Here is a 26,541-nt window from a genome sequence, read left to right on the forward strand (position 1 = left end):
CAAAGTTTCTCCCCACGTCCCCGGAGACCACTTTGACCCAGCGCGACTTCATCGTAATCGGCACGTCCTCGGGAGGGGTCGATGCACTGCGTTCGCTCGCCTCGCAGCTTCCCGCCGATATACCCGCCAGCATCGCCGTCGTGCTGCACATCGGCGCGCACGGCAGCATGTTGCCCACGCTTCTGAACCAGGCCGGCCCGCTACCCGCCAAGCACGCCCAGGACGGCGAACGTTACGCGCCCGGCAGAATATACGTGGCGCCGCCGGACCGGCATCTCGTGGTCGACGACGGGCAGTTGCGGCTTGTGCACGGCGCGAAAGAAAATTTCGCACGTCCGGCGATCGACCCCCTCTTTCGCAGCGCGGCCGCGCAGATCGGGCCGCGCGCGATTGGCGTGATCCTGACCGGCCTGCTCGACGACGGCGCCGCGGGCCTCGAAGCGATCCAGGCGTGCGGCGGCGCGACGCTCGTGCAGGACCCGGTCGACGCGTTCGCGAGTGAGATGCCGCGACATGCGTCGCCGTTTGCCGATCACGTGCTGCCGCTCGATCAAATGGGGCGGTGTTTGGTGAAACTGACCAGCGCCAACGCTAGCGCGCCGGGGCAAAACGACCGTGTGCGGCGCGAGGCGACTGATCGCATCGTCCTCGAACATAGCGCGTGGCTGAACGGCGTCCCTCCGTTCGATCCAATCAAGGAGCTCGCGACGCCGTCGACTTTCACCTGCCCCGAATGCAACGGCACGCTATGGCGCATCACTGGATCGCGCGTGATCCGTTATCGTTGCCATATCGGTCACGCGTATTCGGCAGCGTCGCTCGACGACGGCCTGTCGGTCGGAGCCGAGGACTCGCTTCGCCAGGCGCTGCGCGCGCTGCGCGAGCGCGAAATGTTCAGTCGCGAGCGCAGCGACCATTTCGCAAAGACAGGAGATACCGCCGCGCAACAGCGCGAGCAGGACAACGCGCTGCGCGCGGGCCGCGCGGCCGAACTGCTGCAGTCCATGCTGATGGAAAAATGAGTGCAATGCGGGATAATAGGGATGCGGGCTAGCAAGAAATGGACTCGTTTCCCCTATAAAAATCCACCGCAGGACACTATTCTTTTCAAGAAGGGACATGCAGCCATGTCAAAAAAGCGAGGGCAGACTCTGCCTAGCCAGGCACTCTATCCGATCGTCGGTATCGGCGCATCGGCGGGGGGGCTTAACGCGCTGACGGAATTCTTCGAGGCGCTGCCCGCGCATACGTCGATGGCCTTCGTGGTGGTCGTTCATCTGTCTCCGGATCACGAAAGCAATCTGGCCTCGCTGCTGCAAAAAGTCACCAGCATGCCCGTGCTGCAGGTCACGAGCCCGACGCAGATCGAATCGGACCACGTCTATCTGGTCGCGCCCTCGTTCGAGATGATCATGGTCGACGGCTATCTGCGCGTCACGCAGAAGCAGCCCGAGCAAGGACGCCGCGCGGGCATCGATCTGTTCTTCCGCACGCTCGCGGAGGCGCACCGCCAACGCGCGATCGGCATCGTGATGTCGGGCGCGGGCTCCGACGGCTCGGTCGGGCTGTCGCGGATCAAGGAAATGGGTGGCATCACGCTCGTGCAGGACCCGAACGAGGCCGAATACGACAGCATGCCGCGCAGCGCGATGGCGACCGGCATGGCCGACTTCGTGATGAGCGCGGCCGAGATGCCGCAACGGCTGCTCGATCTGTGGTCCACCGCGCGGGAAATCCATTTGCCGCCCGCACAGCCGGACGAGCCCGAGGAAGTCACGGTCAACGAGTCGGCCGAGCGCGCGTTGCGCGAAATCATGGTGATTTTGCGCACGCGCACCGCGCACGACTTCCGGCACTACAAACGGGCCACGGTGCTGCGCCGCATCGAACGCCGGCTGCAAGTCAACGGCATTACCGACCTGCAGGCGTATCGCGACTATTTGCATCTGCACCCCGAGGAAACCCAGGCGCTGCTGCAGGACATGCTGATCAGCGTCACCAATTTCTTCCGTGACAAGGAAGCGTTCGACGTGCTCGAGCGCGAGGTGTTGCCGCCCCTCTTCGAAACCTGCGGCGAACAGGACCGTATCCGCGCCTGGTCGGTGGGCTGCGCGACCGGCGAGGAAGCGTATTCGCTGGCGATGCTGCTGCAGGAACGCTCGCTGAAGTCGTCCGACGACGTGTCGTTCCAGGTATTCGCGACCGACATCGACGAGCGCGCCATTTCATTCGCGCGCGCCGGTCTGTACCCGGACTCGATCTCCGCCGACCTGACGCCGGCGCGCATCCGCCAGTTCTTCACCAAAGATGCCACGCATTTCCGCATCAAGAAGGAGCTACGCGAACACATGCTGTTCGCGCACCATAATGTGCTGAGCGACCCGCCGTTCTCGCGGCTCGACCTGATCTGCTGCCGCAACCTGCTGATCTACCTCGACCGCGAAGCGCAGATCGAAATCCTGAAGCTGTTCCACTTCGCGCTGCGGCCTGGCGGCGTGCTGTTCCTCGGCAGTTCGGAGTCGGCCGATAGCGTGAGCTCGATGTTCACCGTGGTCGACAAGCGCAACCGCATCTATCGCGCCAACGTGGCGGTGCGCGGCGACACGCCGGTGCCGATCGCGATTTCCGGCACCACGGGCTCGCGCCCCGTCGTGACCACGGTGCAGCCGCCGGGGCGCCGGCGCTTTTCGTTCGGCGACTTGCATCAGCGGCTCGTCGAACAATATGCGCCGCCCAGCGTGCTGGTGAGCCGCGAATCCGAAATCGTTCATCTGTCCGATCGCGCCGGGCGTTTCCTGCAGTATTCCGGCGGCGAACCGTCGCATAACATCGTGGCCGTCGTGCGTCCGGAACTGCGGCTCGAACTGCGTACCGCGATCTTTCAGGCCTTGCAGACGAACCGCAGCGTCGAAGCGCGCCGCGTGCGCATCGAGCGCGACGGCCGTTCGTACTTCGTCAACATGACCGCGCGGCCGGTACACGATCCGGAAGCCAACGCGGACTTCGTGCTGGTGCTGTTCGACGAGGTCGAGGACAGCATGGGCAACGCCGAAATGGTGTCGGTCGATGCACAGAAAGACCCGATCATCGGCCAGCTCGAGCGCGAATTGCAACGCACCAAGGAGCAGTTGCAGTCGACCATCGAGCAGTCGGAAACGTCGACGGAAGAATTGAAGGCATCGAACGAGGAATTGCAGGCGATCAACGAGGAACTGCGTTCGGCGACAGAGGAACTCGAGACCAGCAAGGAAGAGCTGCAATCGATCAACGAGGAGCTGACCACCGTCAACGCGGAGCTGAAGTCGAAGGTCGAGGAAACCGGCAAGATCAACGACGATCTGCACAACCTGATCGCCGCGAACGACATCGGCACGATCTTCGTCGACCGCAATATCTGCATCAAGCGCTATACGCCGCGCGCAACCGACGTCTTCAGCATCATTGCGTCGGATATCGGGCGCTCGTTGCTCGACATCACGCATCGGCTCGAATACGACAACCTCGCCGACGACGCGGCCGAAGCGTTCGAGTCGCTGCGCCTGATCGAGCGCGAGCTGAAGAGCAGCGACGGGCGCTGGTATCTCGCGCGCTTCGTGCCCTACCGCACGACCGAAGACCGCATCGACGGCGCGGTGCTGTCGTTCATCGACATCACCGATCGCCGTCAGGCGGAAGACCGGCTGCGCGAAGGCGAGCGGCGCATGCGCATCGTCGCCGAGGGCACCAAGGACTACGCGATCATCACGTTCGACGAGACCGGCGTGATCAATAGCTGGAACGCCGGCGCGGAACGGATTTTCGGCTATTCCGAAGCCGAAATGATCGGCCAGTTCGCCGACATCCTGAACACCGACGAGGATCGCGCCGCCAACGTCGCGCAACGCGAGTTCGCGGAAGCGCGTCTGAACGGCCGTGCCGAAGAGGAGTGCTGGCATCTGCGCAAGGACGGCACGCGCTTTTTCGCGAGCGGCGTGCTGTCCCGTCTCGACGAACCGGGCATCAACGGCTTTGCGAAGATCACGCGCGATCTCGGCGAATATGTGAACGAACCGACCTCGGGACGCGGCACCCATGTCGAGTCGCTGCGCGCGGCAAGCCAGCGCGACGCGCAGCGGCGCCGCGACGAATTTCTCGCGGTCGTGTCGCACGAGCTCAAGCATCCGCTGAACCTGATCTCGGCGAGCGCCGAGCTGATCGCGCGCGCGCCGGAAACGCGGCAGAACCTGAACGTGTCGCGCGCGACCGATACGATCCGCCGCACCGTGATCGGCCAGGCGCAAATCATCGACGATCTGCTCGACATTTCGCGCGTGCGCACCGGCAAGCTGTCGGTCGTGCGCACCGTGGTCGACATGCGCGAGATCGTGCAGCGCGTATGCAGCGCGGTGCAGGACGATGCCGCGCAGCGCGGCATCGCGCTCAGCGTCGAGATGACCGATGCGCCCGTGATCGTTCACGCGGACCTCACGCGCATCGAGCAGATCGTCTGGAATCTGATCAGCAATGCGTTGAAGTTCACGCAGCGCGGTTCGATCCACGTGTCGTTGCAGCTCAACGATCACGCCGAAGCCGTGTTGCGCGTCGCCGATACCGGCACCGGCATCGAACCGTCGCTGCTGCCGCATATCTTCGAGATGTTCCAGCAGAGCCGCGATCCCGCCGCGCGCCGCGGGGGTCTCGGCATCGGCCTCGCGCTCGTGCGCGATCTGGTCAGCCTGCACGGCGGCGCGGTGCGCGCGGAGTCGGACGGCGTCGGCCGCGGCGCGACGTTCACGGTGACGCTGCCCACCCACCGGCTCACCGCGCGCACCAGCGCGGGTCTGGAAGTCACCGCCGAGTCGCTGAAAGGCATGCAGGTCCTGATGGTCGACGACGACGCCGCGACCGTCGAGACCTTCAAGCTGCTGCTGGAAAGCGAGGGCGCCGAAGTGCGCACCGCGACTAGCGGCGAGGAAGCGCTGACGATCATCAACGGCCACGCACCCGATATCGTCCTGTCCGATATCGGTATGCCGGGCATGGACGGTATGGAGTTCATCGGCAAACTGCGCGGCATGCCGGCGATGAAGTCCGCGATCTGCATCGCGGTCAGCGGCTTTGGCGAGCCATCGGACATCAGCGCGGCCGAAGACGCGGGCTTCGACGCGCACCTGAAAAAGCCGGTGGTTCTCGAAGACCTGCTGAGTGTTTTCGCGCGGCTGCGCAGTTGAATCCGCGGCCCGGCGGAGTGCAACGCGTCTATCCGTTATCTTGCGACGGGGGCGCGTTGCGTGACGCGACCCTCGCCACGGCCGCGTTCACGTGGATCGGCGGCGACTTGTCGTCGAACGGTGGTTCCACGACGAAGCGGTCTATCACGCCCGGCTCGAATACGAGGCAATAGGTCGACCCGCCATACTGGAAAAACCCCAGCTCATCGCCCTTTCTGACGCGCTGCCCGGGCAGCGCCTCGATGATGCACGACGACACGTCCGCCATGCCGACGAACACGCACGCCACCTGCCCCACCGCCGGATCGTCGCACTCGATCACGATCACCGCGCGCGCCGCGAGCGCCGTGATGTAGCCCTGCGAATCGTTGAGCCCGCTCGGGTCTTCGCCCTGGCTATCCGCGTTCGAATAGTAGCTGCCGTCCACGCCGTACGCGTGCGAGATCACGCCGCTCACTGGCGCATGCCAGCGGTGATAATTGAACGCGCTCAGAAACGCCTGATACACCGAGCCGCCCTCGAAGCGGCGCGCCAGTTCACGCTCGCGCGAGCTCAGCATGTCTTCGAGCGAATACGGCTGCGACTTGATCCAGAACCTGTCGCGCAGCTTCACGCCGTGCTGCACGTTGTACGGCGTCGCCTCGCACGCGCTGACGAGCAGCCTGTCGTTTTCCGGCTCGTCGACGGGCCGCACGCCGGGACGGAAGCGTCGCATGAAGAAATCGTTCCACGACGTAAAGCCCCAATACGGTTGTTCAGGATCGCAGACGAATTGCGCGAGGCCGATCTGTTTGTCGGCTTCGGCGCTGAACCAACCGTCGGGCGACGACGTATTCAAATGCTCGCGTGAATGCGGGCCGCCCAGGAACGCGCACCAGCAGTTCAGCACGTGCTTGAACTGCGCGTTGAGCGCCGCATCGCGAAACAGCGCATAGCCGGATGGCATGCACATCAGCCAGTCGAGCACGGCGTTCAGCGGACAATGAATCAGATTGGATTCGCTGAACGGCGGCGCGTAGGTCATCAGGTAATCGACGATCGTCATCAGTTCGTCGATCGATGCATAGCCGAGCACGTAGCCGGCCTCGCGTGCCTGCGCGATGGCCCGCGTCATATCCATGCGCAGCACCGGATCGCCTTCGATCAGCGCGGCGAGTTCTTCCACCGCGCGCGTGCGCCGCGCCATGCGCGCACGTTCGCGCGCTTTCGCGGCCAGCGCGGTCCGGTAGCGCGCGAGATGCGCTTCGTCGCCCGGCAGCCATCCTCCGAGGCGGCGCCGCTGCGTGCGCGGGCTCGCCACTTCGTCGTTCGTCATGTTTCGCCCTTGTTCAATCAGTTGCGGATCATTTGGCGCGCGGGGTGCCGAGGCCGTGATCCGGTTCATTGCGCCCGCCACGGATCTGCTCGACGCAGGTCGCGACGGCTTCGGCCGCGTTGGCCACTTCCTGCTGCACGTCCTCGTCGCGATCGAGCGCTTCATGGCTGGTCGCATAAGGCTCGTAATAGCCGATAAACCGATCGAGCCGCGACTTCGCGCCCGATTCGACGAAGCCCATCCAGTCGAGCCAGTCGGCGAGCGCCCGGCGCGAGTCCTCGATACCGGCGACGTCGCCATGCACGACGAGGCCGTAGGCTCTGCCCGCCAGATGTTTCGGATAGTCCCAGCCAGCGAGTTCGAGACGCTTCGCCTCGTCCGGTTTCTTACCGTGCGTCGAGGTGGGATCGGGATTGCCGCCGTCGGCGCAGACGAGGCGATCCATCATCAGCTTCAGCGGCGCGGACACCTGATACCAATAGACCGGCGTCACGATCAGCACACCGTGACAGGCGGCAAAGCGCTCATAGATGTCGTTCATCCAGTCGTTGACGAGCCCGAGCGAATGATTCGGATAGCAGCTGCACGGCCAGTGGCACAGCGGCATCGCGGTCGACACACAACCTTTGCACGGGTGAATATGCAGATCGCGATCGGAGTTCAGCCGCGACAGGTCGAGGTAATCGACGTCGCAGGACCGGCGTTCGAGCGCATGCTGCGCGATCTTCGCCAGCCGGAAGCTCTTCGACATTTCGCCGGGGCACGTGTAGTCGTTGCGCGACGACGCGTTGATCACGAGCACGCGCGAGCGCGTCGCCGGATCGCGCTGCCGCGCCTGCGCCGCCTTGACCCGCTCGCTCGCCGCGCGCCATTCGACCGACAGATCGTAGTCGGGGTCGGCGAATCCCGGGCCGGCCTTTTCAGTGACCGGCGCTTTGCGGCCTTGTGAATAGGCATCCCATGCAATCGCTTCGAGCCGCGCGAGCGATGCGTCTTCCGCGCGAAACGCCGGGTCGTAGAAGCGGGCCATGAAGCGTTCGCGAAACGCGTCGCGGGACATCGATTCGGTTACCTGACCTTTGCGGACCTCGACCGTGTGGACGTGATCGGGCGGTTTTACAGGGGGGCTCATGGGTCGCGTGGTAAGCGGTAGTTGAACCGCAAAGCGAGCGAGCAAGTGCCATGCCAGAGCCGGACCCTTCGCGCGCCGTGGCGGCGGAACGCAGCTTGCTAAACGCGGGTATGGAATCGAACCAGCGCCTGCTCGTCATCTCACCGCATCTCGACGATGCGGTCCTCAGCTGTGGACTTCTGATCGCCGCGCGTCCCTGCACAGTCGTTTGCACGGTCTTCACCGCGCCGCCCGCCGAGAACATGACGACCGATTGGGACTGCGCGTCCGGCTTCGCCGACGCGTTCGAAGCGATGCGCGCGCGTCAGGCCGAAGACCGCGAGGCGCTTGGACTGTTGTCGGCGGTGCCCGTGCATTTGTTGTTTCGCGACGCCCAATACCGCGCGTCGCCTGATGTGGACGCGTTGATCACCGCGTTGAACGAGACCGTTGCCGACACCAAGCCCACGCTCGTGCTGATGCCGTTGGGCCTGTTCCATTCGGATCACGTTCTCGTCGCCAGTGCCTGTCTCGCACTGATGCAGCGCCATTTAGCCACGCCGTTCATCGCCTATGAAGACGTGCCCTACCGGCGCATGCCCGGCGTCGTGCAAGCGCGCCTGTACGAGCTCGCGAAACGCGGGTATGCCGCCGACACGCCGCATGCGTTGGACGTGCCAGCCACGCCACAGCAGGAGCGCATGAAGCGCGCGGCACTCGATACCTATCGCAGTCAACTGCGCGCATTCGGTCCCGACGAACAGGCAAGTCTCTTTTCGTCCGAACGCTATTGGCAGCTCGGCCGTGTCGCGCCGTCGCAGTCCAACCGTTGAAGCGATTGCACACCATGCGAACAGAAGCCGCCCACCCTCGCATTTCGATCGTCGTCCTCACGTATAACCGTGCGAGCGGGTTGCTCACCACGCTGGGACGTCTGCTCGCGTTGCCCGAAAAGCCGCCGATCATCGTCGCCGACAACGGCTCGACCGACAACACCGCCGCACTCGTCCAGGCGCGCTACCCGAGCGTTCGCATCGTCCGATGCAACGGCAATCTCGGCGCGGCGGGCCGCAACCACGCGCTCGCGTGCGTCGAGACCGACTATGTCGCGTTCTGCGACGACGACACCTGGTGGGGCCCCGGTTCGCTCGAACACGCGGTCCAGTTGCTCGATGCATGGCCGCGCGTGGGCGTGCTGAATGCGCGTGTCGCCGTCGGCGCGGACAACACGACGGACCCGACCTGTGCGTTGATGCGCGCAAGCCCGCTCGGCCGCGTCGGTCTGCCCGGACCCGCCTTGATCGGCTATATGGCGGGCGCGTGTGTGTTTCGCGCCGCGCTGTTTCGTGAGGTCGGCGGCTATGAGCCGCGTCTTTTCATCGGCGGTGAGGAAGCACTCGTTTCGCTCGACGTGCTCGCGTCGGGACATGCGATCGTCTATTGCGAGCAGTTGACGCTCCATCATCATCCGTCGCCGGTGCGCGACAGCGCGTTGCGGCGGCGCCTGCTCGCGCGTAACGCCGCGTGGGTGGCATGGCTGCGTTTGCCGTGGAGCGAAGCGTTGAGCGCGACGCTGCGCGCACTCGGGGTATTCGCGCGGGAACGCACGCTGATACGCGACGGCATCGAATTACTGGCCGGGCTCGCGTGGACCGCGCGAGCACGCCGGGTGGTCCCACGGTCGATCCTGTCGATGCGCGAGCGCGTGCGCGCGGCCGAGCGCAATTTCGACGCGTCCGCAACGACGACGGTGGGCAAGTTCGACGCGCCGACCTGACACAGGAATCGCGCGTTTCGTTATCGCGGCAACGCCGTGTCCGCGCGCGACGGCGCATGCGCGAGCCGCCGGATTGCCGCGATCAGTTCCGCGGGCGGCACGGGCTTGTGCAAATGCGCGTCGAAGCCCGCGGTGCGCGCGCGCGGTTGGTCGAGTGCGTCCGCGTAGCCGGTCAACGCGATCGCGGGCAGTGGCCTGCCCGTTCGTGACGGTCGCTGGCCTTCCAGTTCGCGCAACCGGCGCAGCACGTCGTAGCCATCTTCGTCGGCCAGCATCAGATCGCAGAGCAGCACGTGCGGCCACTGCGCCGTGTCCGTCGCGCGCAGCCAGTGCAGCGCTTCGGCGCCCGCTGCGAATAGCCGCGCGCGCGCGCCGCTCGTGCCCAGCACCGCTTCGAGCGCGTCGCGCGCTTCTTCCTGATCGTCGATCGCGATGACGAAAAGGCCGTCGAGCGGAGCCGCGTCGCCGGCATTCGGCGCGGCGGACGACGACGCCAGCGCCTGTTGCGCATCCGCGACCGGCCGCAGCGGCAGCATCGCCACATAGGCGAGCCGGCCATCCAGTGGCGTCAGCGTAAAGCTGCCGCCGGCAGCCGCCAGCGCGCTTTCCATCTGCCGCGCCGTCGCCTGCGACAATTCGGCGGGCTTGTCGCCCATGCCAAGCACGTTGACCCACACGTGATTGGCGTGACGCTGCGCGCGCAACGCGATGCGCTGCCCCGGGCTCGCCTGCGCGATCTCGTTGCGGCACAGTTCGGCGATCAGCGGCTGCAGCACGCTCGGATCGCCGGTCACGCGCAGCTCGCTGTCGGACGGTTCCGCGTAGACGACCACGCGTCGTTCGGCGATCTCGTCGTGCAGCGCATCGATGACACCCGCCGTCAATGCGCTGACGCTGACCGATCGCGCGGTCAGCCGCCGCTGCGCGTGTTCGAGTTCGCCCTGCTGCCATTGCAGCGACCACATCTTCGCGTACACGCCCTCGCGCGCGAGCAACTCGCGATGCGTGCCCTGCTCGACCACCTGGCCGTGCTCCATCACCAGAATCCAGTCCGCGTCGACGACCGTCGAAAGCCGGTGCGCGATCACGATCGACGTGCGGCCCCGCGCGAGGCGCGTCAGTTCGGTCTGGATCGCGCGCTCGGAGCGGGTGTCGAGCGCGGACGTCGCCTCGTCGAACACGATGATGCGCGGGTCCTTCAGAATCGCGCGCGCAATCGCGATGCGCTGTCGCTCGCCGCCCGACAGCCGCACGCCGCGCTCGCCGACGCGCGTGTCGTAATGGTCGGGCAAGCGCTCGATGAACTCGTCGAGCTGCGCGGCACGCGCCGCGCGCACGACGTCGGCGCGGGTCGCCGACGGACGTCCATAGGCAATGTTGTAGGCGATCGTTTCATTGAACAGCACGGTGTCCTGCGGCACGATGCCGATCGCCTCGCGCAGACTGCGCTGCGTGATCATGCTGATGTCTTTCCCGTCGATGCGGATCGTGCCGCGCTCAGGCCGGTACAGCCGGAACAGCAGCTTCACGAGCGTCGACTTGCCCGAGCCGCTGCCGCCGACCACCGCTAGCGTCTTGCCAGGGTACGCGCGAAACTCGACGTCGCGCAGCACCTGGCGCGCCGTGTCGTAGCCGAAATCGACATGTTCGAACTCGATCAGGCCCGCGCCGACCTTCAGCGGCTGCGCGTCGCGCGCGTCGATATCCTCGCCGACGCGGCCGCGCGCCGCCAGAATCACGAACATCCGCTCGACGTTGACGAGGGCGTCGTTGGTCTCGCGAAACACGAAGCCGAGCGTGTTCAACGGCATGCAGATCTGGATCAGGTAGGCGTTCACCAGAATCAGATCGCCGACGCTCATGCTGCCGTCCACCACGTGCTGGGCGGCGAGCAGCATGACCGCCGCCACCCCGAGCGCGATCACCGCGCTCTGTCCCACGTGCAATGCGGTCAACGCGTTCTGGTTGGCGATCCGCGCGTGCACCCACTTCTCCAGCACGTCGCCGAGCCGTTGCGTTTCGCTGTCTTCGGTCGCGAAGTACTTGACCGTGTCGTAGTTCAGCAGACTATCGACGAGCCGGCCGTCCGACTGCGCTTCGAGCAGATTGACCGCGCGCTGGAACGCGACGCGCCGCCGCGTGAACACGAACGTATACCCCGCGTACAGCACGAAGGTCACGACGATCGCGAGCATGAATTCGCGCGCATAGCTGTGCACCATGATCGCGACGATCACCGCGATCTCGAACAGCGTCGGCACGATCGTAAACAGCGCGGTGCCGAGCAGAAAACCGATGCCGTCCGCGCCCTTCTGCACGTCGCGCACGATCGCGCCGGTCTCGCGCCGCGTGTGAAAGCGCGCGCTGAGCCGATGCAGATGCGCGAAGGTCCGCTCGGTCAGCGCCGCGACCGTGCGCTGCACGACGATGCTGAACACGACGTCGCGCGCCTCGTTCAGCGCATCGCCGAAAAAGCGCAGCAGCGCATAGGCGAGCACGAGGAACACCGGAAACACCACATGCGCGAGCGGATGGCCGAGTTCGTCGACGATGTGCTTCAGCGTGAGCGGCACCAGCACGGTCGCTAGCCGCGCGGCGATCATCAGCGCGAGCGCCGCGATGGTCTGTCCGCGATAACGCCATACCGCTTGCGCGAGATCGCCAAAGATTCGACGAGTCAGTTCGGAGCGAGGCACCTGGGCGGAATTCGGCATGAGATCCTGGGTCGTAGCGCGCCGGAAAAAACGTGACACAGGTGTGGCAGCGAGCAAGCATCGCGCCCGGCAGCGAGCAAAAAAGTCCTTGGATACAGCCCTTTTGCGCGAACAGCTTGCTCATTGAATGGGTGCAGTCCTTCACTCATGCTAGTCGCGATGCGGCGCGAGTGGTTCGAAGTTACATGACCGTGTGTAGAAACAGGGAACGCCACAGCGCTTCTCGCTTGGCGAAAAAGGGTACGCCACAGCGCTTGGTCCGTCTCGCCCAACCTTTGCGTCGTTGCTCCACGCCGCAGCATGCGAATGGCACAGCACATGCTGAGCGCCGGATACGAACCTCAATCAATAACCGCGCGTCGCAAAGGAATGCCAATGAAGATCGCTCTGATTAGTGAACACGCGTCGCCACTTGCTGTCGCCGGTGGCGTCGACAGCGGCGGGCAGAACATCTACGTCGCAAACGTCGCGCGCCAGCTAGTGGAAATGGGCCATCAGGTCGACGTGTTCACGCGCCGCGATCGGGCACTGCTGCCTGAGCGCGTCGAGATGGACGGCGCGCGTGTGATTCACGTGCCCGCGGGGCCGCCTCGGCAATTGCCGAAGGAACAGCTGCTGCCCTTCATGGGCGAGTTCGCCGCGTTTCTGATCGCGTTCTTTCGCCGCGAACCGCAACGCTACGACGTGATGCACGCGAACTTCTTCATGTCGGGCCTCGCCGCGCTGCAAGTGAAGGCGGCCCTCGGCATCCCGCTGGTCACGACCTTCCACGCGCTAGGCCGCGTACGGCGTATCCATCAGGGAGCGGATGACGGCTTCCCCGACGAGCGCTTCGCGATCGAAGACGATCTGGTCGCACGCTCGGACGTCGTCGTCGCCGAATGTCCGCAAGACGAAGCCGATCTGCTCGAACACTATCGCGCTGATCGGGCGCGCATCGAGATCGTGCCGTGCGGTTTCGATGCCGACGAGTTCAGGCCCATCGAGCGCGCGGTCGCGCGCGACGCGCTCGGCTGGCGCCAGCACGACTTCATCGTGCTGCAGCTAGGCCGGCTCGTGCAGCGCAAAGGCATCGACAACGTGGTGCGCGGCGTCGGCGTGCTGAAACACACGTTCGGCGCGGCGGCGCGGCTGTATGTGGTCGGCGGCAATTCGGACGCGCCCAACGAAATCGCGACGCCGGAGATCGCGCGCCTGCGCGAGATCGCATGCGAATGCGGGGTTGCGGACCAGACCAGCTTCGTCGGCCGACGGGGCCGCGCGCGGCTGCGCTACTACTACAGCGCCGCCGACGTGTTCGTGACGACGCCCTGGTACGAGCCGTTCGGCATCACGCCGATCGAGGCGATGGCCTGCGCGACGCCGGTGATCGGCGCCGATGTCGGCGGCATCCGCTATTCGGTCGTCGATGGCGTGACCGGCTTTCTCGTGCCGCCACGCGATCCGCACGCGCTCGCCGCGCGTCTCGACCGTTTGCGGCTCGACCCTGCGCTCGCGCGCCGGATGGGCGAAGCGGGCCTCGACCGTGCGCGGACCGGCTTCACCTGGCGCGGCGTCAGTGAAGCGCTCGCGCAACTCTATGCGCGCGCGGCAAGGCTCGCACCGGCCCAAACATCGCTCGACGCCACGTCGGAGCCGGCGCAGGCACCGCTGCGAGCAGCCGCCGGCGCATCGTTCCGTTGACGACGGCGCACGCCGCGCGAACGCGCGCAGCGTGCGTATCGGGAACGCGCCGCGGCCGGTCCAGCGGCTGCGGCGCGCCTGTTCCGACTTTTGACTGAAGCTCGCGCATAACACGAACCATCATGGCGCTACCCGCTGTGTTCATCGACAAGGACGGCACGCTGCTCGAAGACGTGCCCTACAACGCCGATCCCGCGTTCATGCGTTTCGCGCCGGGCGCGCGCGAGGCGCTCGCGCTGCTCGCCGCCTATCCGTACCCGCTGTTCGTCATCAGCAATCAATCCGGCATCGCGCTTGGCAAGTTCGAAGACCGAGCGCTGTTCGACGTCGAACGGCGGTTGCGGCAGATGTTCGCCGAGTGCGGCGCCACGCTCGCCGGCGTGTACTGGTGCCCGCATCATCCCGAGGGCAGCGTCGCGCGTTACGCGATCGTCTGCGACTGCCGCAAGCCCGCGCCCGGCATGTTGCTGCGCGCGGCCGAAGAGCATGAGCTCGATCTCGGCAACAGCTGGTTCATCGGCGACATTCTCGACGACGTCGAAGCGGGCAATCGCGCCGGCTGTCGCACGATCCTGCTCGACAACGGCCACGAGACCCACTGGCAAACCGGCCCGCAGCGCACGCCGAGCGAGCGCGCCACCGGTCTGCACGAGGCCGCGCAGTTCGTCGTGTTGCACGGCCTGGCATCGGCCGCCGTGGCGCGCCGCAAGGAGGCGCTACGGTGAACGCGCCACTGCCGCTTGCGCCGCCGAGGCTGGCTCACGCGCGCGTGCCCGACACGTCGCAGCCAGTGTGCTGGGGCGACGACGTCAAAAGGATCCTGTGCGTGCGCCTGGACAATCTCGGCGACGTGCTGATGACGACGCCCGCACTGCACGCGCTGCGCGAGTCCGCCGAAGGTCGCCATCTGACGCTGCTCGCGTCGGGCAGCGGCGTTGCGCTCGCGCCGTTTCTCGACGACGTCGACGACGTGATCGAATACGACGCGCCGTGGGTCGCGCGGGTGTCGAACGCGACGCGCGATCTGCTCGACGATCAGCGCGTGCAGGCGCGGCTGCGGCGCGGCGGCTTCGATGCGGCGGTGATTTTCACCGTCTATAGCCAGAGCCCGTTGCCGGCCGCGATGCTGTGCTATCTCGCCGGGATTCCGCGCCGCCTCGCGCATTGCCGCGAAAATCCGTACGCGCTGTTGACCGACTGGCTGCGCGAACCGGAGCCGCAGCAGCGCACGCGGCACGAGGTGCAACGCCAGCTCGATCTGGTGCATCACGTCGGCGCGCAGACGCGCGACACCGGCATGCGCTTTCGCGTGCCGCCCGCCGCGCGTCAGTCGCTCGACGGGAAGTTGCGGACGCTCGGCATTACCCGCCACACCGAGTGCATCGTGCTGCATCCCGGCGCGACCGCCGCGTCGCGCCGCTATCCGCCTGAGCGCTTCGGCGAGGTCGCAACCCGGCTCGCGTGCGAAACCGGCGCCCCGGTGCTCGTGACCGGCGGCGCGAGCGAGCGAGCGCTCGTCGAGACCGTGATGCGCGCGGCCGTGCCCGGCGTGCGCGCGCAGTTGTACGACCTGAGCGGCGCGCTGACCCTCGCCGAGCTTGCCGCGCTGCTCGAACGCGCGAGCGTGCTGGTCTCCAACAACAGCGGCCCCGTGCACGTCGCGTCCGCGCTCGGCACGCCGGTCGTCGATCTTTACGCGCTGACCAACCCGCAGCACACGCCGTGGCAAACGCCGCAACGCGTGCTGTATCGCGACGTCGAATGCCGCTGGTGCTATCGCAGCGTGTGTCCGCTCGGGCATCACGCCTGCCTGCTCGGCGTGCCGACCGACGAGGTCGTGCAGGCGGCACTCGAATTGCGGCGCGCGCATGCGCATGCGCCGCGTCGTGGCGGATCCGAGCGCGCCGGCTCGCGACCGGTTCGCGCCGGTCGCGCCGATAGCACGAGCACGCCGTCTCTGACGGATCAGCCCACGGTCCCCTGAACCCACTCTGATGGCGAACGCTATGTACACACTCGGAATCAATGCGGTCTATCACGACAGCGCGGCCGCGCTGCTGCGCGATGGCGTGGTGCTCGCCGCCGCCGAAGACGAGCGCTTCACGCACGTCAAGCACGCGAAACGCCCCGTGCCGTTCTCGACCTGGCAACTCCCGTTCGATGCGATCGACTATTGCCTGAAAGCAGCCGGCATCACGCTCGCCGATCTCGATCACGTCGCTTACTCTTACGACCCCACGCTGTTCGGCGGCATGCCGAAGAAGCCCGGCACGACGATCGAGCTGCCGTTCGATCCGGCCGGCACGCATCCGGACAATCCGTCCGCGTCGCCGTGGGACCCATTGTTTCTCAGCTATATCGCCAACGCGAAGGGCCAGTTGCTCGACGGCGCGCCGCATCATCTGCGCAAGCGCTTTCAGGGCGTGGACCGCGAACATGGCTTCGCATGGCACTTCGTCGAGCACCATCTCGCGCACGAGGCGAGCGCGTTTCTCGCCGCGCCGTTCGACGACACCGCCGTGCTGACGATGGACGGTCGCGGCGAAGGCGTGACGACCAGCATGGGGCAATTCGTCGGCGGCGAGTACAAGCGCCTGAAGCAGGTCGAGCTGCCGCACTCGCTCGGGCTGCTCTACGAAGCGGTGACCGACTGGCTCGGCTTCCTGCACTCATCGGACGAGTACAAGGTGATGGCGCTCGCGTCGTTCGGCAAGCCGGCCTATGTCGAGGTATTCCGCGAGATCGTCCGCTACCGGCAGGACGGCAGCTATACCGTCGAGGCGCCGCGTCTGACCGGGCGCTTCGGTCCCGCGCGCGAACGCGGCGGGCCGCTCGAACAACGCCACTTCGATATCGCCAATTCGCTGCAGCGCGTGCTCGAGGAAACCGTGCTGGAACTCGCGCACTGGCTGCATCGGCAGACCGGCTTGAGCCGGCTCTGCATGGCGGGCGGCGTCGCGCTGAACTGCGTGATGAACTCGAAGGTGCGCGATGCCGGGCCATTCAGCGAAGTGTGGGTGCAACCGGCGGCCGGCGACGCTGGCACCGCGCTTGGCGCGGCACTGTGGACCGACTACCGCGAGCGTGCCGCGCGCGGCGACCGCGAGCGTCATTGGAGAATGGATCACGCGTATCTCGGGCCCGAATACAGCGAAGCGGAAATCGAGCAGTTTCTGCGCTGGTCGAAAGTTCCATACCGGCGTCTCGCCGATATCGCCGGCGAGACCGCCGATCTGCTCGCGCAAGGCAAGGTGATCGGCTGGTATCAGGGCCGCACCGAATTCGGCCCGCGCGCGCTCGGTGCGCGCTCGATCCTCGCGTCGCCGGTCGATCCGCGGATGCAGGCGAAGCTCAACGAGATCAAGGATCGCGAGGACTTCCGCCCGGTCGCGCCGGTCGTGATGGAAGAGGAAGCCAACGAATGGTTCGTGAACGGCCAAACCGCGCCGTTCATGCTGTTCGTGTTCGACGTGCGCGCTGACAAGGCCGCGCGCATTCCGGCCGTGCGCCACGTCGATGGCACCGCGCGCGTGCAGACCATCAACCGCGCGCAGCATCCGCTGTATTACGACCTGCTGGCCGCGTTCAGGCAGCGCACCGGCGTGCCGATCCTCGTCAATACGTCGTTCAATACGCGCGGCGAGCCGATGGTGAATTCGCCGCGCGACGCGGTCGAGTCGTTCTGGACTTCGCCGCTCGACGCGCTCGTGATCGGCCCGTTCCTCGTCGACAAGGCGGGGGGCGGCGCATGAACACGTCGGTCATGTGCCCGGCGCCACTGCATGGCGGCGTGGCCGCGCGCCGCAGCAGCGAGGATGCCGAAGAAGCCGGCCGCACGCTGCGCACACCGTCGTGGCCCGACGTGTCGGTGGTGGTGCCCACCTACCGCCGTCCCGCGATGCTCGCGAACTGCCTCGCCGCGCTGTGCGCGCAGCAGCTCGCGCCGCACCGCTACGAGATCGTGGTCTGCGACGACGGTCCCGACGACGCCACGCGCGCCTGCGTCGAACGATTCGCGCGCGAACAGGCGCCACGCGGCCTGGAAGTGCACTACCTGCCGGTCACGCGCACCCAAGGTCCGGCCGGCGCGCGCAATGCGGGGTGGCAGTATGCGCGCGCGCCGCTGATCGCCTTCACCGACGACGACACGCTGCCCGATCAGCACTGGCTGACGGCCGGCGTCGCGGCGCTCGCGCACGGCGCCTCGGCGGCCGCCGGCAGGATCGTCGTGCCGCTGCCCAGGCTGCCCGAGCTGCCGACCGATTACGAGGCGGACGCGAGCGGCCTCGCGCGCGCCGAATTCGCGACCGCGAACGTGTTCGTCACGCGCGCGGCGCTCGTCGCGACCGGCGGCTTCGACGAACGTTTCACGTCGGCGTGGCGCGAGGATTCGGACTTGCAGTTCACGCTGCTTACCGCGGGCGGCCGGATCGTGCGCGCGCGCGACGCGGTGGTCGTGCATCCAGTGCGGCCCGCGCGCTGGGGCGTGAGCATCGCACAGCAGAAAAAGAGCCAGTTCGATGCGCTGCTCTATCGCAAGCATCCCGAACTGTTTCGCACGCGTATCCGCTCGCGGCCGCCGCTGCTGTACTACGCGATTCTCGCCGCCGCGTTGCTCGCGCTCGGCGGCGCGCTCGCGGATCTTCCGACGCTCGCGGGTGCGGGTCTGCTCGCATGGTGCGGATTGACCGGCTATTTCTGCGCGCGGCGCCTGCGCGGGCGCAACCACGGCTGGCGCCACGTCGCCGAAATGATCTGGACATCGATCCCGATTCCGTTCCTGTCGATCTACTGGCGGCTCTATGGCGCCATCCGTTTCAAGGTGTTCTTTCCATGACCGTATCCTCGCTGCTGGCGGCGCTCGCGCCGCGCCGTATCGTTGTCTTTCGCGCGCTGCAGCTCGGCGACATGCTGTGCGCGGTGCCCGCGCTGCGCGCGCTGCGCGCGGCCGCGCCGCAGGCGCATATCGCGCTGATCGGACTGCCGTGGGCACGCGCGTTCGTCGAGCGCTATGCGGCGCTCATCGACGAACTGATCGTGTTTCCCGGCGCCGTGGGTTTTCCCGAGCAGCCCGAATCGAACGATGGCCTACCCGCGTTCTTCGCGCGGATGCGCAACCGGCGTTTCGATCTGGCGATCCAGCTGCACGGCAGCGGCGGCATCGCCAACGATCTGCTACATGAACTTGGTGCACGCGCCGACGCCGGCTTCGTGCAGCCGGACGAGGCGCCGCGCGACGGCTGCTTCATCGCGTGGCCCGACGCACTGCCGGAACCCGAGCGCTATCTGGCACTGATGAGCGCGCTCGGCGTAGCGGCGCACGACCGGCGTCTGACGTTCCCGCTCACCGCGCTGGACCTCGACAAGTACACCGCGCTGCGCGCATGTCACGGTATCGAAGACGAGCGGCTCGTGCTGCTTCACCCCGGCTCCCAATTGCCGTCGCGCCGCTGGCCGGCCGAGCGCTTCGCGGCCGTCGCCGACCACCTTGCCGCCGACGGCTGGCAGATCGCGATCACCGGCACGGCCGCCGAAGCGCCGCTGACCTGCGCGGTGCTCGGCGCGATGAGCGCGCCCGCGCTGCATCTGGCGGGCGCGACGTCGCTCGGCGGGCTCGCGGCGCTGGTCGCGCATGCACGGCTCGTGGTCTGCAACGACACCGGCATCTCGCACCTCGCCGCGGCGCTGGCGACCGCGTCGGTCGTGATCGCATGTGGCAGCGACACCCGGCGCTGGGCGCCGCTCGATCATGCGCGGCATCGCGTGCTCGCTGACTATCCGGCGTGCCGGCCCTGCATGTTCCGGGACTGCCCGTACGGCCATCCGTGCGCGCTGAACGTTCGCGTCGACGAGGTCGTCGAGACCGCCCGCGCGCAGCTTGCGCTCGCGGCCGGCGCGCAGCCAGGCGCGCCAGGCACCTTGCATGAGGCAACCGTTTCGCTGTCTTTCGAGGATCGGCACCATGTTGCGTAATTGCCGCCGACTGCGCGTGCTGACCTGGCACGTGCACGGCAACTACATGTATTACCTGAGCCAGACGCCGCACGATTTCTATCTGGTGACGAAACCCGGACATCCGCCCGGTTATGCCGGCAAGGTCGGCGTATTGCCGTGGGGCGACAACGTGCACGAGATCGCGATCGACGACGTCGCCAATCACGAATTCGACGTGGTGCTGTACCAGCATCGCACGCACTGGGAATACGACCGCGAGCACGTGCTGAGCGCCGCGCAGCAGCGTCTGCCGCGCGTCTACGTCGAGCACGATCCGCCGCAGGAGAACCCGTTCGAGCAATGGCATTGGGTCGATGATCCCGAAACGCTGCTGGTTCACGTCACGCACTTCAACCGGCTGATGTGGGATAGCGGCGTCACGCCGACACGCGTGATCGAACATGGCGTCGTGGTGCCCGACGGCGCGCGTTATACCGGCGAGCTGGAGCGCGGCATCGTGGTCGTCAATCATCTCGCGCAGCGCGGCCGGCGGCTCGGTGCGGACGTCTTCGGCGAAACCCGCACGCGCGTGCCGCTCGATCTCGTCGGCATGGACGCGCGGCGGCTGAAAGGCATCGGCGAAATCGGCAACCTCGATCTTGCCGCGTTCAGTGCGCGCTACCGCTTCTTTTTCAATCCGATCCGCTGGACCAGCCTCGGCCTCGCGATCGTCGAGGCGATGACGATCGGCATGCCGATCGTCGGTCTCGCGACGACCGAGCTCGCCACCGTGATCCGCAACGGCGAAAACGGCTTCGTGCATACCGACGTCGACGCGCTCGTCGACGCGATGCTCGGGCTGCTGCGCGATCCCGGCGAAGCACGGCGGCTCGGCGCGGGCGCACGCCGCACCGCGTTGGAACGCTTTCATATCGAGCGCTTCGCGCAGGACTGGCACGACACGCTGCTGCACGTCACGGCGTGATTTCGCACCGGTTTTTAAACGCTCATCCGGTCCAACCAGAGGATCACGCACCATGAAAGAACTGACCCGCAAGCGCATTCTGGTCACCGGCGGCGCCGGCTTTCTCGGCTCGCATCTGTGCGAGCGGCTCGTCGCGCAGGGACACGACGTGCTGTGCGTCGACAACTTCTACACCGGCACGAAGGACAACATCGCGCCTCTGCTCGACTGCGCGAACTTCGAACTGATGCGTCACGACGTGACGTTTCCGCTGTATGTGGAAGTCGACGAGATCTATAACCTCGCGTGCCCCGCCTCGCCGATTCACTACCAGCACGATCCGGTGCAGACCACGAAGACCAGCGTGCACGGCGCGATCAATATGCTCGGGCTCGCCAAGCGCGTGAACGCGCGGATTTTCCAGGCGTCGACTAGCGAAGTGTATGGCGACGCGCTCGTGCATCCACAGAAAGAAGACTACTGGGGCCACGTGAATCCGATCGGTCCACGTTCGTGCTACGACGAAGGCAAGCGCTGCGCCGAAACGCTGTTCATGGACTATCGCCGCCAGCATGGCCTGTCGATCCGCATCGCGCGCATCTTCAACACCTACGGCCCGCGCATGCATCCGGCCGATGGCCGCGTGGTGTCGAACTTCATGATGCAGGCGCTACGTGGTGAACCGCTGACCCTCTACGGCGGCGGTACGCAGACGCGCTCGTTCTGCTATGTCGACGACATGATCGACGCCTTCATCCTGCTGATGAACAGCGCCGACGATCCGGGCGGCCCGGTCAATCTCGGCAATCCGCACGAAGTGTCGATGCGCGACATCGCGCAGCGCATCGTCGCGCTGACCGGTTCCGCGTCGCCGCTCGAAACGCGGCCGCTGCCGGCCGACGATCCGTGGCATCGGCAGCCGGACATCGCGTTGGCGACGGCGCTGCTCGGCTGGCAGCCGGGCACGTCGCTCGACGAAGGGCTCCTGCGTACCGCGCGCTATTTCCGCGCGCGGCTCGCGGCGAGTCAACAGACGCCGCCGGGTGCGGGCACGCATGGCGCTGCAGCCGCGTCCGCTCGCACTCATTGAGCCAGCGGCGCAGCGATGCCAGCGTCGCCGCGCCCTTCTTCGCGTTTCACGGCTGGCCCTCGCCGCCCGTCACGCCGTACACCTGCCCTGTCACATAGCTCGCGCGCGACATCGCCAGCGCCCCTCGGCGGGCAGATAGATGATCGACACGTCCGCGCCTTCGCGCGCGAAAGCGATCGCCGCCGCGCGGCCGATGCCGGAATCGCCGCCGGTGATCAGCGCCTTGTGCCCCGCGAGCAGGCCGCTGCCGCGATAGCTCGACTCACCATGATCAGGACGCGGCGTCATGCGGCTCGCGAGACCAGGCCACGGCTGCTGCTGATCCTGAAACGGCGGCTGCGGAAACAGGCCGCGCGGATCGCGGCAAGCAAATGACACACCGTGCATGGCGGCGGCGGTGCGAATCTCGCGAGGCGCAAAAAAGAAGCGGTCACAAGGGCCGCTTGGAGAGCAGTGCCACGGGGGCCGCTCAAAAGCCATGCCGCGAAGGGCGAACGGGGCGATGGCGTAGGGTAAAGCTCAAGCACCACGAAAAGCGTCGGCCGCGCTACCGACTCTCACCGGAGCCGCGCCTTCAGGACGAACGGATGGTCGATTCGGTGTCGCTCGTCAGCACCGTCATCGGTCCCGCGCTCAACGCGGCCGCGATGTTCGCGAGGCGATCCGCCGGGCAATCCAGCAGATCGACGCTCAGTGACTCGCGCCCGCCCGCGCAGTTCACATGCGCGGACCACCCGCACACCTGCGCACGATGTTCGATCAGGCTTTTCCAGACTGCGACGACTCGCAGGGACCCCGGGCTGGCATAAACAGTCAGACGTTTCACGTTCATCGCTTCACACGGCATGGCGCCGCGCCTCGGGTCCGAATCCCGCAGGGATTGAGGTTGTCATGCGTACGTTGAGGTTAGACGCGCGAACTTTCAAAGCAAAGCACATGGTGTTGTCCGTAACTGAACGGTTATGGGCAGACGCATGTGCGCGCGTATCGGCACGTTGGCGCTTTTCACGTAGCCGTTCGCGCATAATGCGCCGAACGGACCCTGGATCAGGCGATGCGGTAAGAACGGGACGAGACGAGAATCCGCTGGCAATTTCTACGCGGTGGGCGTGTCCGCGCGGATGCGCATCACGGTCTGTCGTGAAGTGCCGAAGCGCCGCGCGACCTCGCTGACCGACTGGCCTTTGCCGAGCGACTGCAGCACGCGTTGACGCTGCTGCTCGGACAGCGACGGCGGCCGGCCCGTGTGCCTGCCGCTCGCGCGAACAGCCGCGAGACTATCGCGGCTGCGCAGGCTGCGGCACGCTGCATCGAGCCGCACCAGCGCGCGCAGCGCCTTCACCGCCGATGGTTCGGGACGCCCGGCCAGATCGGAATGGCCGACTTCGACGCAACGCAGCGCCACGCCGGCCTTGCGGCACTGCATCACCGTGACGAGGATATCGCGCGCGTTGCAGCCGAGCGCGGCCAGTTCGAGAACGACGAGCGTGTCGCGCGGCGCGATCCGTCTGATCAGACTCTGCAGCTCGGGGCGTTCGCTTGCCTGCACGTAGGTCGGCAGATCCTCGACCGCGACCCGCGCGAGCGTGACCATGAAACCGGCCTTGTCGAGTCGGATCAGCGCCTGCTCGTGCCGGACCGCATCGTGCGCGCCGAACAGATAGATGTGTAGTTTTTCCACGTCGCCTTTCGTAGTCACGATCCGCCATTCGCGGCGCTATTTCGCTGGGTCCCCGGTTTTTTCGCGCGACCACGCTGGCACACGCCGTCGCTCATCGCGCTCAGGGCTGGCGCTGGCCGCCCTGATGCGTCGGAGGAGTCTGGTTCTGTTGCTGCTGTCCGCTGTCGCGGCCAGGCTGCACCGGGTTCGCCGGCTGACGATTCGAATTCTTGTCCGAAGTCATGACATTCTCCTAGGTGAGATTGCGGGTGACCGGGGGTTAACCACGGCCATCGTGATTGACACGCAATCAGCGTTCCCGAGTCCTGCGCCAGGCGGAGAAACTTTCAAAGTTGGCTGCGCAGCGTTTTCGCGGCGGCGACAATGTTCGCGAGCGCGGGAATGACTTCAGACCACTGACGCGTCTTCAGACCGGTATGGTGAGGAAATGTCGCGAGGATTCGGACCAGCACGTATGCGACGCTATCGATGAATTCCTGCACTCGCCGTCCGGCGCTTCCGCTGGCGTTCAATGCGAAGCCGAACAGAAGGGCAAGCAGCAGGACCGGCAGAACCTCGCCTTTCGCGAAGGCGCCGACGAGCGTCTCCGGAATCAGATGCAGTGCGAACTCGACGAGCCCGTGCGACTGCGTGCGCGTCGAATACTGCGCCAGGATGGCCGTGTCCAGATGATGCGCGTCGATGTGCAGTCCCGCACCCGCATGCAGCGCGAACGCGGTCGCGAGGCCCAGAACGCCAGAACTGGCCGACGGTCATGCCGAGCCCCATTCCAAGCAGAACCTGGACGTAAAGCAGCCGATAACTTTCCCGACGCAGTTTCCTAAACCGATGCGACACGCTCCAGCGTCGCTCGTATTCGCAGCGGTCCAGGACTCACGCCGAGTTTATCGGCAAGTTGCACGAGCGGCAGAAAACGCCGCTGCAATTTTTCTGTGTGATTCTGCGCGATGTCCGCTATCCGGTGCTCGAGAAACGGATTGAGTAGGCGATCGCGTAACTCGACGAGGTAGGCGAGAGCCTGATCGCGCTGACCTAAGGCCGCAAATGTCGGAACTACATCTTCCGCCCAGACGGTTTCCAGGCTAGCGCGCAGTATCGGGTCGTTCATTGCCTGACATACGGTCTCGTCAGCCGGCCTGCGGTCCTCCAGCCAGCGCTCGGCCAGATAGCTGTGACCGAGATTGAGCAGGAACAGCTTCAGACGCTCGAAGTGCTGCAGGTCGTTAGTCAAAACGATGTTCTCATGAGTGCAGGGTAAAACCAGTCCCGGCTGCTGCTCAATCGCCCAGAGCGCATACGGTTCCGCAACCGCGCCTACCGGTTCAATCGCCTGTGAAACGATGCGGTCGACGAGCGAATTGGCCCATATGCAACGCGTTCGAAGAAAGGTAGTAAATGGCTCCGGCAGCCGCCAATTTTTCGCGAGAGTCACAACCAGTTCGCGCAGCGTATCGCCGTTATTGACCACGAGTTCGCACGGAAAAAGGGAGAGCGGCGCATCGGGATTCCTTTCCCAACGGGCATGAAGCAGCACCAGCAGCTTGGCCGGGAAGCTATGTGGCACGCGCTCCGGATGATTCACGAGCGCTGCGGTATCCCGGTCATCAAGCCGGAATCCCCTGTCTCCCGTATTGGAAACAATCACTTCGACATGTTCCGATACGGCATCTCGCACCTGTTTCCAGTGAGTCCCGGCGTGCCATGCCGCGCGCACCGCGTTGCCGCTCAGCATCTCGTCCACCTGCACTCCGTGACGCATACCTCGAATCCGTACCGGATATCGTCCGCCTTCTGCCAGCGCTGCAATACGCTTCTGACTGGACTCGCTGCTGGTCGTCTGCACGACTGTGATGCCACCGAGCGCGGCACCGCGCGCCATGGCGTCCGAAACAAACAGGTCGACATGCGCCTGAAGAAAGCGGCTGGTGCCGAACTGGAGAATTGGCTGGCTCATGGCTAATACCCGATCTGCGTCGTTGTCAGCATTCGATGATCGCTTTCACTACGCCTGCGGACGGTTCGAGCAGTTTCGAAAATTCCGCGGGAACTTCGGCAAGTTTCATCCGGTGCGTGTTGAGTGCCGCATCGGGCACCTGACCGGCACGCATGGCCCTGAGCACCGTTTCGAAATCTTCCGCAGTCGCATTGCGGCTTCCGATCAGAGTGGCTTCGCGCTTGTGGAACTCGGGATCGGAGAACGTGATCTTGTCTCTCACCACGGAAATCAGCACGTATTTCCCGCCGTGCGCAATAAACTCGAAGCCACGCTCCATGGCAGCCGGATTACCCGTCGCATCGAAGACCACATCGAAGAATTCGCCGTCGGTGAGTTTCGTCAGTTCGTCGACGTCGGTATCACCGAGTTGCACGGTAGCCGCCACTTCGATTTTCTCAGCGCAGAAGTTCAGACGATCGAGCCGTGTATCGAGCGCCGTTACCGTGGCCCCGCGCAGACGTGAAAAGATCATTGCGGCCATACCGATCGGACCGGCACCGACTACCAGCACGCGCTGTCCGGCCTGAACTTCTGCGCGGCGAACCGCGTGCGCGCCGATGGCGAGAAACTCGATCATTGCCGCCTGATCGAGCGTGATTCCTTCAGCCTTGTGAACGAACTGACGCGGCAAACTTAGATACTCCGTCAGTGCGCCATCGCGATGCACACCCAATACCTGAATGTTCACGCAGCAGTTCGTTTTGCCGTTCCTGCAAGCAATGCACTGACCGCATGACAGGTAGGGCATCACGTAGACCGGGTCGCCGACTGCCAGGCCGGAATCCGCATCTGCTTCTTCGACCGTCCCCGACAGTTCATGTCCCATCACGCGGGGGTACGCCAGAAATGGCTGGTTGCCGGTAAAGATGTGCAGGTCAGTGCCGCATACGCCGACGCGTCGCACTCGTAGCAACACTTCGCCGCGCTCTCGCAATGGCATTGAGCGCGTCTCGGAGCGCAGTACGCCGGGAGTTTCACAAATAACGGTGAGCATTAGGTTTCCTCTTTCAGGTACAGAACCCTCGAAGCCATGATGCGGCTTCGATGCGGGCTCGGTTAATTTGTC

At 65.7% G+C, this 26,541-nt stretch carries 20 protein-coding genes and 2 pseudogenes; 12 read left to right on the plus strand and 10 right to left on the minus strand.

Going from position 1 to position 26,541, the window contains the following annotated elements; all coding sequences use genetic code 11:
* The first annotated feature begins 32 nt into the window (after positions 1–32).
* Positions 33–1,022, plus strand: coding sequence for a chemotaxis protein CheB (locus tag F6X42_RS12950; protein ID WP_187634597.1), 990 nt, complete (start codon positions 33–35; stop codon positions 1,020–1,022).
* A 105-nt stretch (positions 1,023–1,127) separates the two neighbouring features.
* Positions 1,128–5,210: a CheR family methyltransferase gene (locus F6X42_RS12955; protein ID WP_187634598.1), complete on the plus strand. Its 4,083-nt coding sequence runs from the start codon at positions 1,128–1,130 to the stop codon at positions 5,208–5,210.
* A 28-nt stretch (positions 5,211–5,238) separates the two neighbouring features.
* On the opposite strand, the gene F6X42_RS12960 is transcribed toward F6X42_RS12955, so the two are convergent.
* Both F6X42_RS12960 and F6X42_RS12965 read right to left on the minus strand, forming a co-directional pair.
* Entirely contained in the window at positions 5,239–6,525 is a 1,287-nt protein-coding gene (locus F6X42_RS12960) for a phosphatidylserine decarboxylase family protein (RefSeq protein ID WP_187634599.1), read from the minus strand.
* A 28-nt stretch (positions 6,526–6,553) separates the two neighbouring features.
* Positions 6,554–7,585, minus strand: coding sequence for a flavodoxin family protein (locus F6X42_RS12965; protein ID WP_187634727.1), 1,032 nt, complete (start codon positions 7,583–7,585; stop codon positions 6,554–6,556).
* 122 nt (positions 7,586–7,707) lie between these two features.
* On the opposite strand from F6X42_RS12965, the gene F6X42_RS12970 reads away from it, so the two are divergent.
* Entirely contained in the window at positions 7,708–8,469 is a 762-nt protein-coding gene (locus F6X42_RS12970; RefSeq protein ID WP_246530075.1) for a PIG-L deacetylase family protein, read from the plus strand.
* A 14-nt stretch (positions 8,470–8,483) separates the two neighbouring features.
* Positions 8,484–9,413 (plus strand): glycosyltransferase family 2 protein, encoded by a 930-nt coding sequence (locus tag F6X42_RS12975; RefSeq protein ID WP_187634600.1) that lies wholly within the window; start codon positions 8,484–8,486, stop codon positions 9,411–9,413.
* A 20-nt stretch (positions 9,414–9,433) separates the two neighbouring features.
* Here F6X42_RS12975 and F6X42_RS12980 read toward each other — a convergent pair whose 3' ends face one another.
* Positions 9,434–12,127, minus strand: a complete 2,694-nt coding sequence (locus F6X42_RS12980; RefSeq protein WP_187634601.1) for an ATP-binding cassette domain-containing protein — start codon at positions 12,125–12,127, stop codon at positions 9,434–9,436.
* A 375-nt stretch (positions 12,128–12,502) separates the two neighbouring features.
* Between F6X42_RS12980 and F6X42_RS12985 the strand changes: the two genes are divergently transcribed.
* The 8 genes from F6X42_RS12985 (at position 12,503) to F6X42_RS13020 (ending at position 21,798) form a co-directional block, all read left to right on the plus strand.
* Complete coding sequence (locus F6X42_RS12985) at positions 12,503–13,810, plus strand: glycosyltransferase family 4 protein (protein WP_187634602.1); 1,308 nt, start codon at positions 12,503–12,505, stop codon at positions 13,808–13,810.
* Between the two features lie 122 nt (positions 13,811–13,932).
* On the plus strand, positions 13,933–14,535 hold the full coding sequence (locus tag F6X42_RS12990; RefSeq protein WP_187634603.1) for a D-glycero-alpha-D-manno-heptose-1,7-bisphosphate 7-phosphatase: 603 nt from the start codon (positions 13,933–13,935) through the stop codon (positions 14,533–14,535).
* A complete protein-coding gene (gene waaF, locus F6X42_RS12995; protein ID WP_187634604.1) occupies positions 14,532–15,794 on the plus strand; it encodes a lipopolysaccharide heptosyltransferase II in 1,263 nt (420 codons plus the stop codon). The genes F6X42_RS12990 and waaF overlap by 4 nt, the downstream gene beginning before the upstream one ends.
* 22 nt (positions 15,795–15,816) lie before the next feature.
* Positions 15,817–17,562, plus strand: coding sequence for a carbamoyltransferase family protein (locus tag F6X42_RS13000; protein ID WP_187634605.1), 1,746 nt, complete (start codon positions 15,817–15,819; stop codon positions 17,560–17,562).
* A complete protein-coding gene (locus tag F6X42_RS13005) occupies positions 17,559–18,647 on the plus strand; it encodes a glycosyltransferase family 2 protein (protein ID WP_187634606.1) in 1,089 nt (362 codons plus the stop codon). The genes F6X42_RS13000 and F6X42_RS13005 overlap by 4 nt, the downstream gene beginning before the upstream one ends.
* A complete protein-coding gene (locus F6X42_RS13010) occupies positions 18,644–19,783 on the plus strand; it encodes a glycosyltransferase family 9 protein (protein WP_187634607.1) in 1,140 nt (379 codons plus the stop codon). The genes F6X42_RS13005 and F6X42_RS13010 overlap by 4 nt, the downstream gene beginning before the upstream one ends.
* Positions 19,773–20,729, plus strand: a complete 957-nt coding sequence (locus F6X42_RS13015; RefSeq protein ID WP_187634608.1) for a glycosyltransferase family 4 protein — start codon at positions 19,773–19,775, stop codon at positions 20,727–20,729. Before F6X42_RS13010 ends, F6X42_RS13015 begins: the two co-directional genes overlap by 11 nt.
* Before the next feature lie 52 nt (positions 20,730–20,781).
* Entirely contained in the window at positions 20,782–21,798 is a 1,017-nt protein-coding gene (locus F6X42_RS13020) for a UDP-glucuronic acid decarboxylase family protein (RefSeq protein ID WP_187634609.1), read from the plus strand.
* A gap of 123 nt (positions 21,799–21,921) precedes the next feature.
* Here the strand turns inward: F6X42_RS13020 and F6X42_RS13025 are convergent.
* The 7 genes and pseudogenes from F6X42_RS13025 to F6X42_RS13050 all read right to left on the minus strand — a co-directional run.
* Positions 21,922–22,167: pseudogene (locus F6X42_RS13025) on the minus strand (SDR family oxidoreductase); the annotation flags it as partial.
* Between the two features lie 205 nt (positions 22,168–22,372).
* The gene (locus F6X42_RS13030; protein WP_187634610.1) at positions 22,373–22,630 is read right to left on the minus strand and encodes a hypothetical protein; all 258 of its coding nucleotides are present in this window, start codon (positions 22,628–22,630) and stop codon (positions 22,373–22,375) included.
* A gap of 264 nt (positions 22,631–22,894) precedes the next feature.
* Complete coding sequence (locus tag F6X42_RS13035; protein ID WP_187634611.1) at positions 22,895–23,479, minus strand: helix-turn-helix domain-containing protein; 585 nt, start codon at positions 23,477–23,479, stop codon at positions 22,895–22,897.
* Between the two features lie 100 nt (positions 23,480–23,579).
* A complete protein-coding gene (locus F6X42_RS45290) occupies positions 23,580–23,702 on the minus strand; it encodes a hypothetical protein (RefSeq protein ID WP_281393962.1) in 123 nt (40 codons plus the stop codon).
* A 208-nt stretch (positions 23,703–23,910) separates the two neighbouring features.
* Positions 23,911–24,213 (minus strand): annotated as a pseudogene (locus tag F6X42_RS13040) (cation:dicarboxylate symporter family transporter); the annotation flags it as partial.
* An 86-nt stretch (positions 24,214–24,299) separates the two neighbouring features.
* On the minus strand, positions 24,300–25,433 hold the full coding sequence (locus tag F6X42_RS13045) for a mannitol dehydrogenase family protein (RefSeq protein WP_187634612.1): 1,134 nt from the start codon (positions 25,431–25,433) through the stop codon (positions 24,300–24,302).
* Positions 25,434–25,458: 25 nt separating this feature from the next.
* On the minus strand, positions 25,459–26,469 hold the full coding sequence (locus F6X42_RS13050) for a zinc-binding alcohol dehydrogenase family protein (RefSeq protein WP_187634613.1): 1,011 nt from the start codon (positions 26,467–26,469) through the stop codon (positions 25,459–25,461).
* Between the last annotated feature and the right edge of the window lie 72 nt (positions 26,470–26,541).

Origin of the sequence: Paraburkholderia podalyriae (assembly GCF_014397785.1) — a bacterium.
Taxonomy (GTDB): domain Bacteria; phylum Pseudomonadota; class Gammaproteobacteria; order Burkholderiales; family Burkholderiaceae; genus Paraburkholderia; species Paraburkholderia podalyriae.

Coding starts and splice junctions, on each gene's coding strand:
- F6X42_RS12985 (WP_187634602.1), top strand. CDS start 12,503: ATGAAGATCGCTCTGATTAGTGAACACGCGTCGCCACTTGCTGTCGCC.
- F6X42_RS13000 (WP_187634605.1), top strand. CDS start 15,817: ATGTACACACTCGGAATCAATGCGGTCTATCACGACAGCGCGGCCGCG.
- F6X42_RS12970 (WP_246530075.1), top strand. CDS start 7,708: ATGCCAGAGCCGGACCCTTCGCGCGCCGTGGCGGCGGAACGCAGCTTG.
- F6X42_RS13015 (WP_187634608.1), top strand. CDS start 19,773: ATGTTGCGTAATTGCCGCCGACTGCGCGTGCTGACCTGGCACGTGCAC.
- F6X42_RS13020 (WP_187634609.1), top strand. CDS start 20,782: ATGAAAGAACTGACCCGCAAGCGCATTCTGGTCACCGGCGGCGCCGGC.
- F6X42_RS13010 (WP_187634607.1), top strand. CDS start 18,644: ATGACCGTATCCTCGCTGCTGGCGGCGCTCGCGCCGCGCCGTATCGTT.
- F6X42_RS12960 (WP_187634599.1), bottom strand. CDS start 6,525: ATGACGAACGACGAAGTGGCGAGCCCGCGCACGCAGCGGCGCCGCCTC.
- F6X42_RS13005 (WP_187634606.1), top strand. CDS start 17,559: ATGAACACGTCGGTCATGTGCCCGGCGCCACTGCATGGCGGCGTGGCC.
- F6X42_RS12965 (WP_187634727.1), bottom strand. CDS start 7,585: ATGTCCCGCGACGCGTTTCGCGAACGCTTCATGGCCCGCTTCTACGAC.
- F6X42_RS12975 (WP_187634600.1), top strand. CDS start 8,484: ATGCGAACAGAAGCCGCCCACCCTCGCATTTCGATCGTCGTCCTCACG.
- F6X42_RS13045 (WP_187634612.1), bottom strand. CDS start 25,433: ATGAGCCAGCCAATTCTCCAGTTCGGCACCAGCCGCTTTCTTCAGGCG.
- F6X42_RS12990 (WP_187634603.1), top strand. CDS start 13,933: ATGGCGCTACCCGCTGTGTTCATCGACAAGGACGGCACGCTGCTCGAA.
- F6X42_RS45290 (WP_281393962.1), bottom strand. CDS start 23,702: ATGACTTCGGACAAGAATTCGAATCGTCAGCCGGCGAACCCGGTGCAG.
- F6X42_RS12955 (WP_187634598.1), top strand. CDS start 1,128: ATGTCAAAAAAGCGAGGGCAGACTCTGCCTAGCCAGGCACTCTATCCG.
- F6X42_RS13030 (WP_187634610.1), bottom strand. CDS start 22,630: ATGAACGTGAAACGTCTGACTGTTTATGCCAGCCCGGGGTCCCTGCGA.
- F6X42_RS12980 (WP_187634601.1), bottom strand. CDS start 12,127: ATGCCGAATTCCGCCCAGGTGCCTCGCTCCGAACTGACTCGTCGAATC.
- F6X42_RS13050 (WP_187634613.1), bottom strand. CDS start 26,469: ATGCTCACCGTTATTTGTGAAACTCCCGGCGTACTGCGCTCCGAGACG.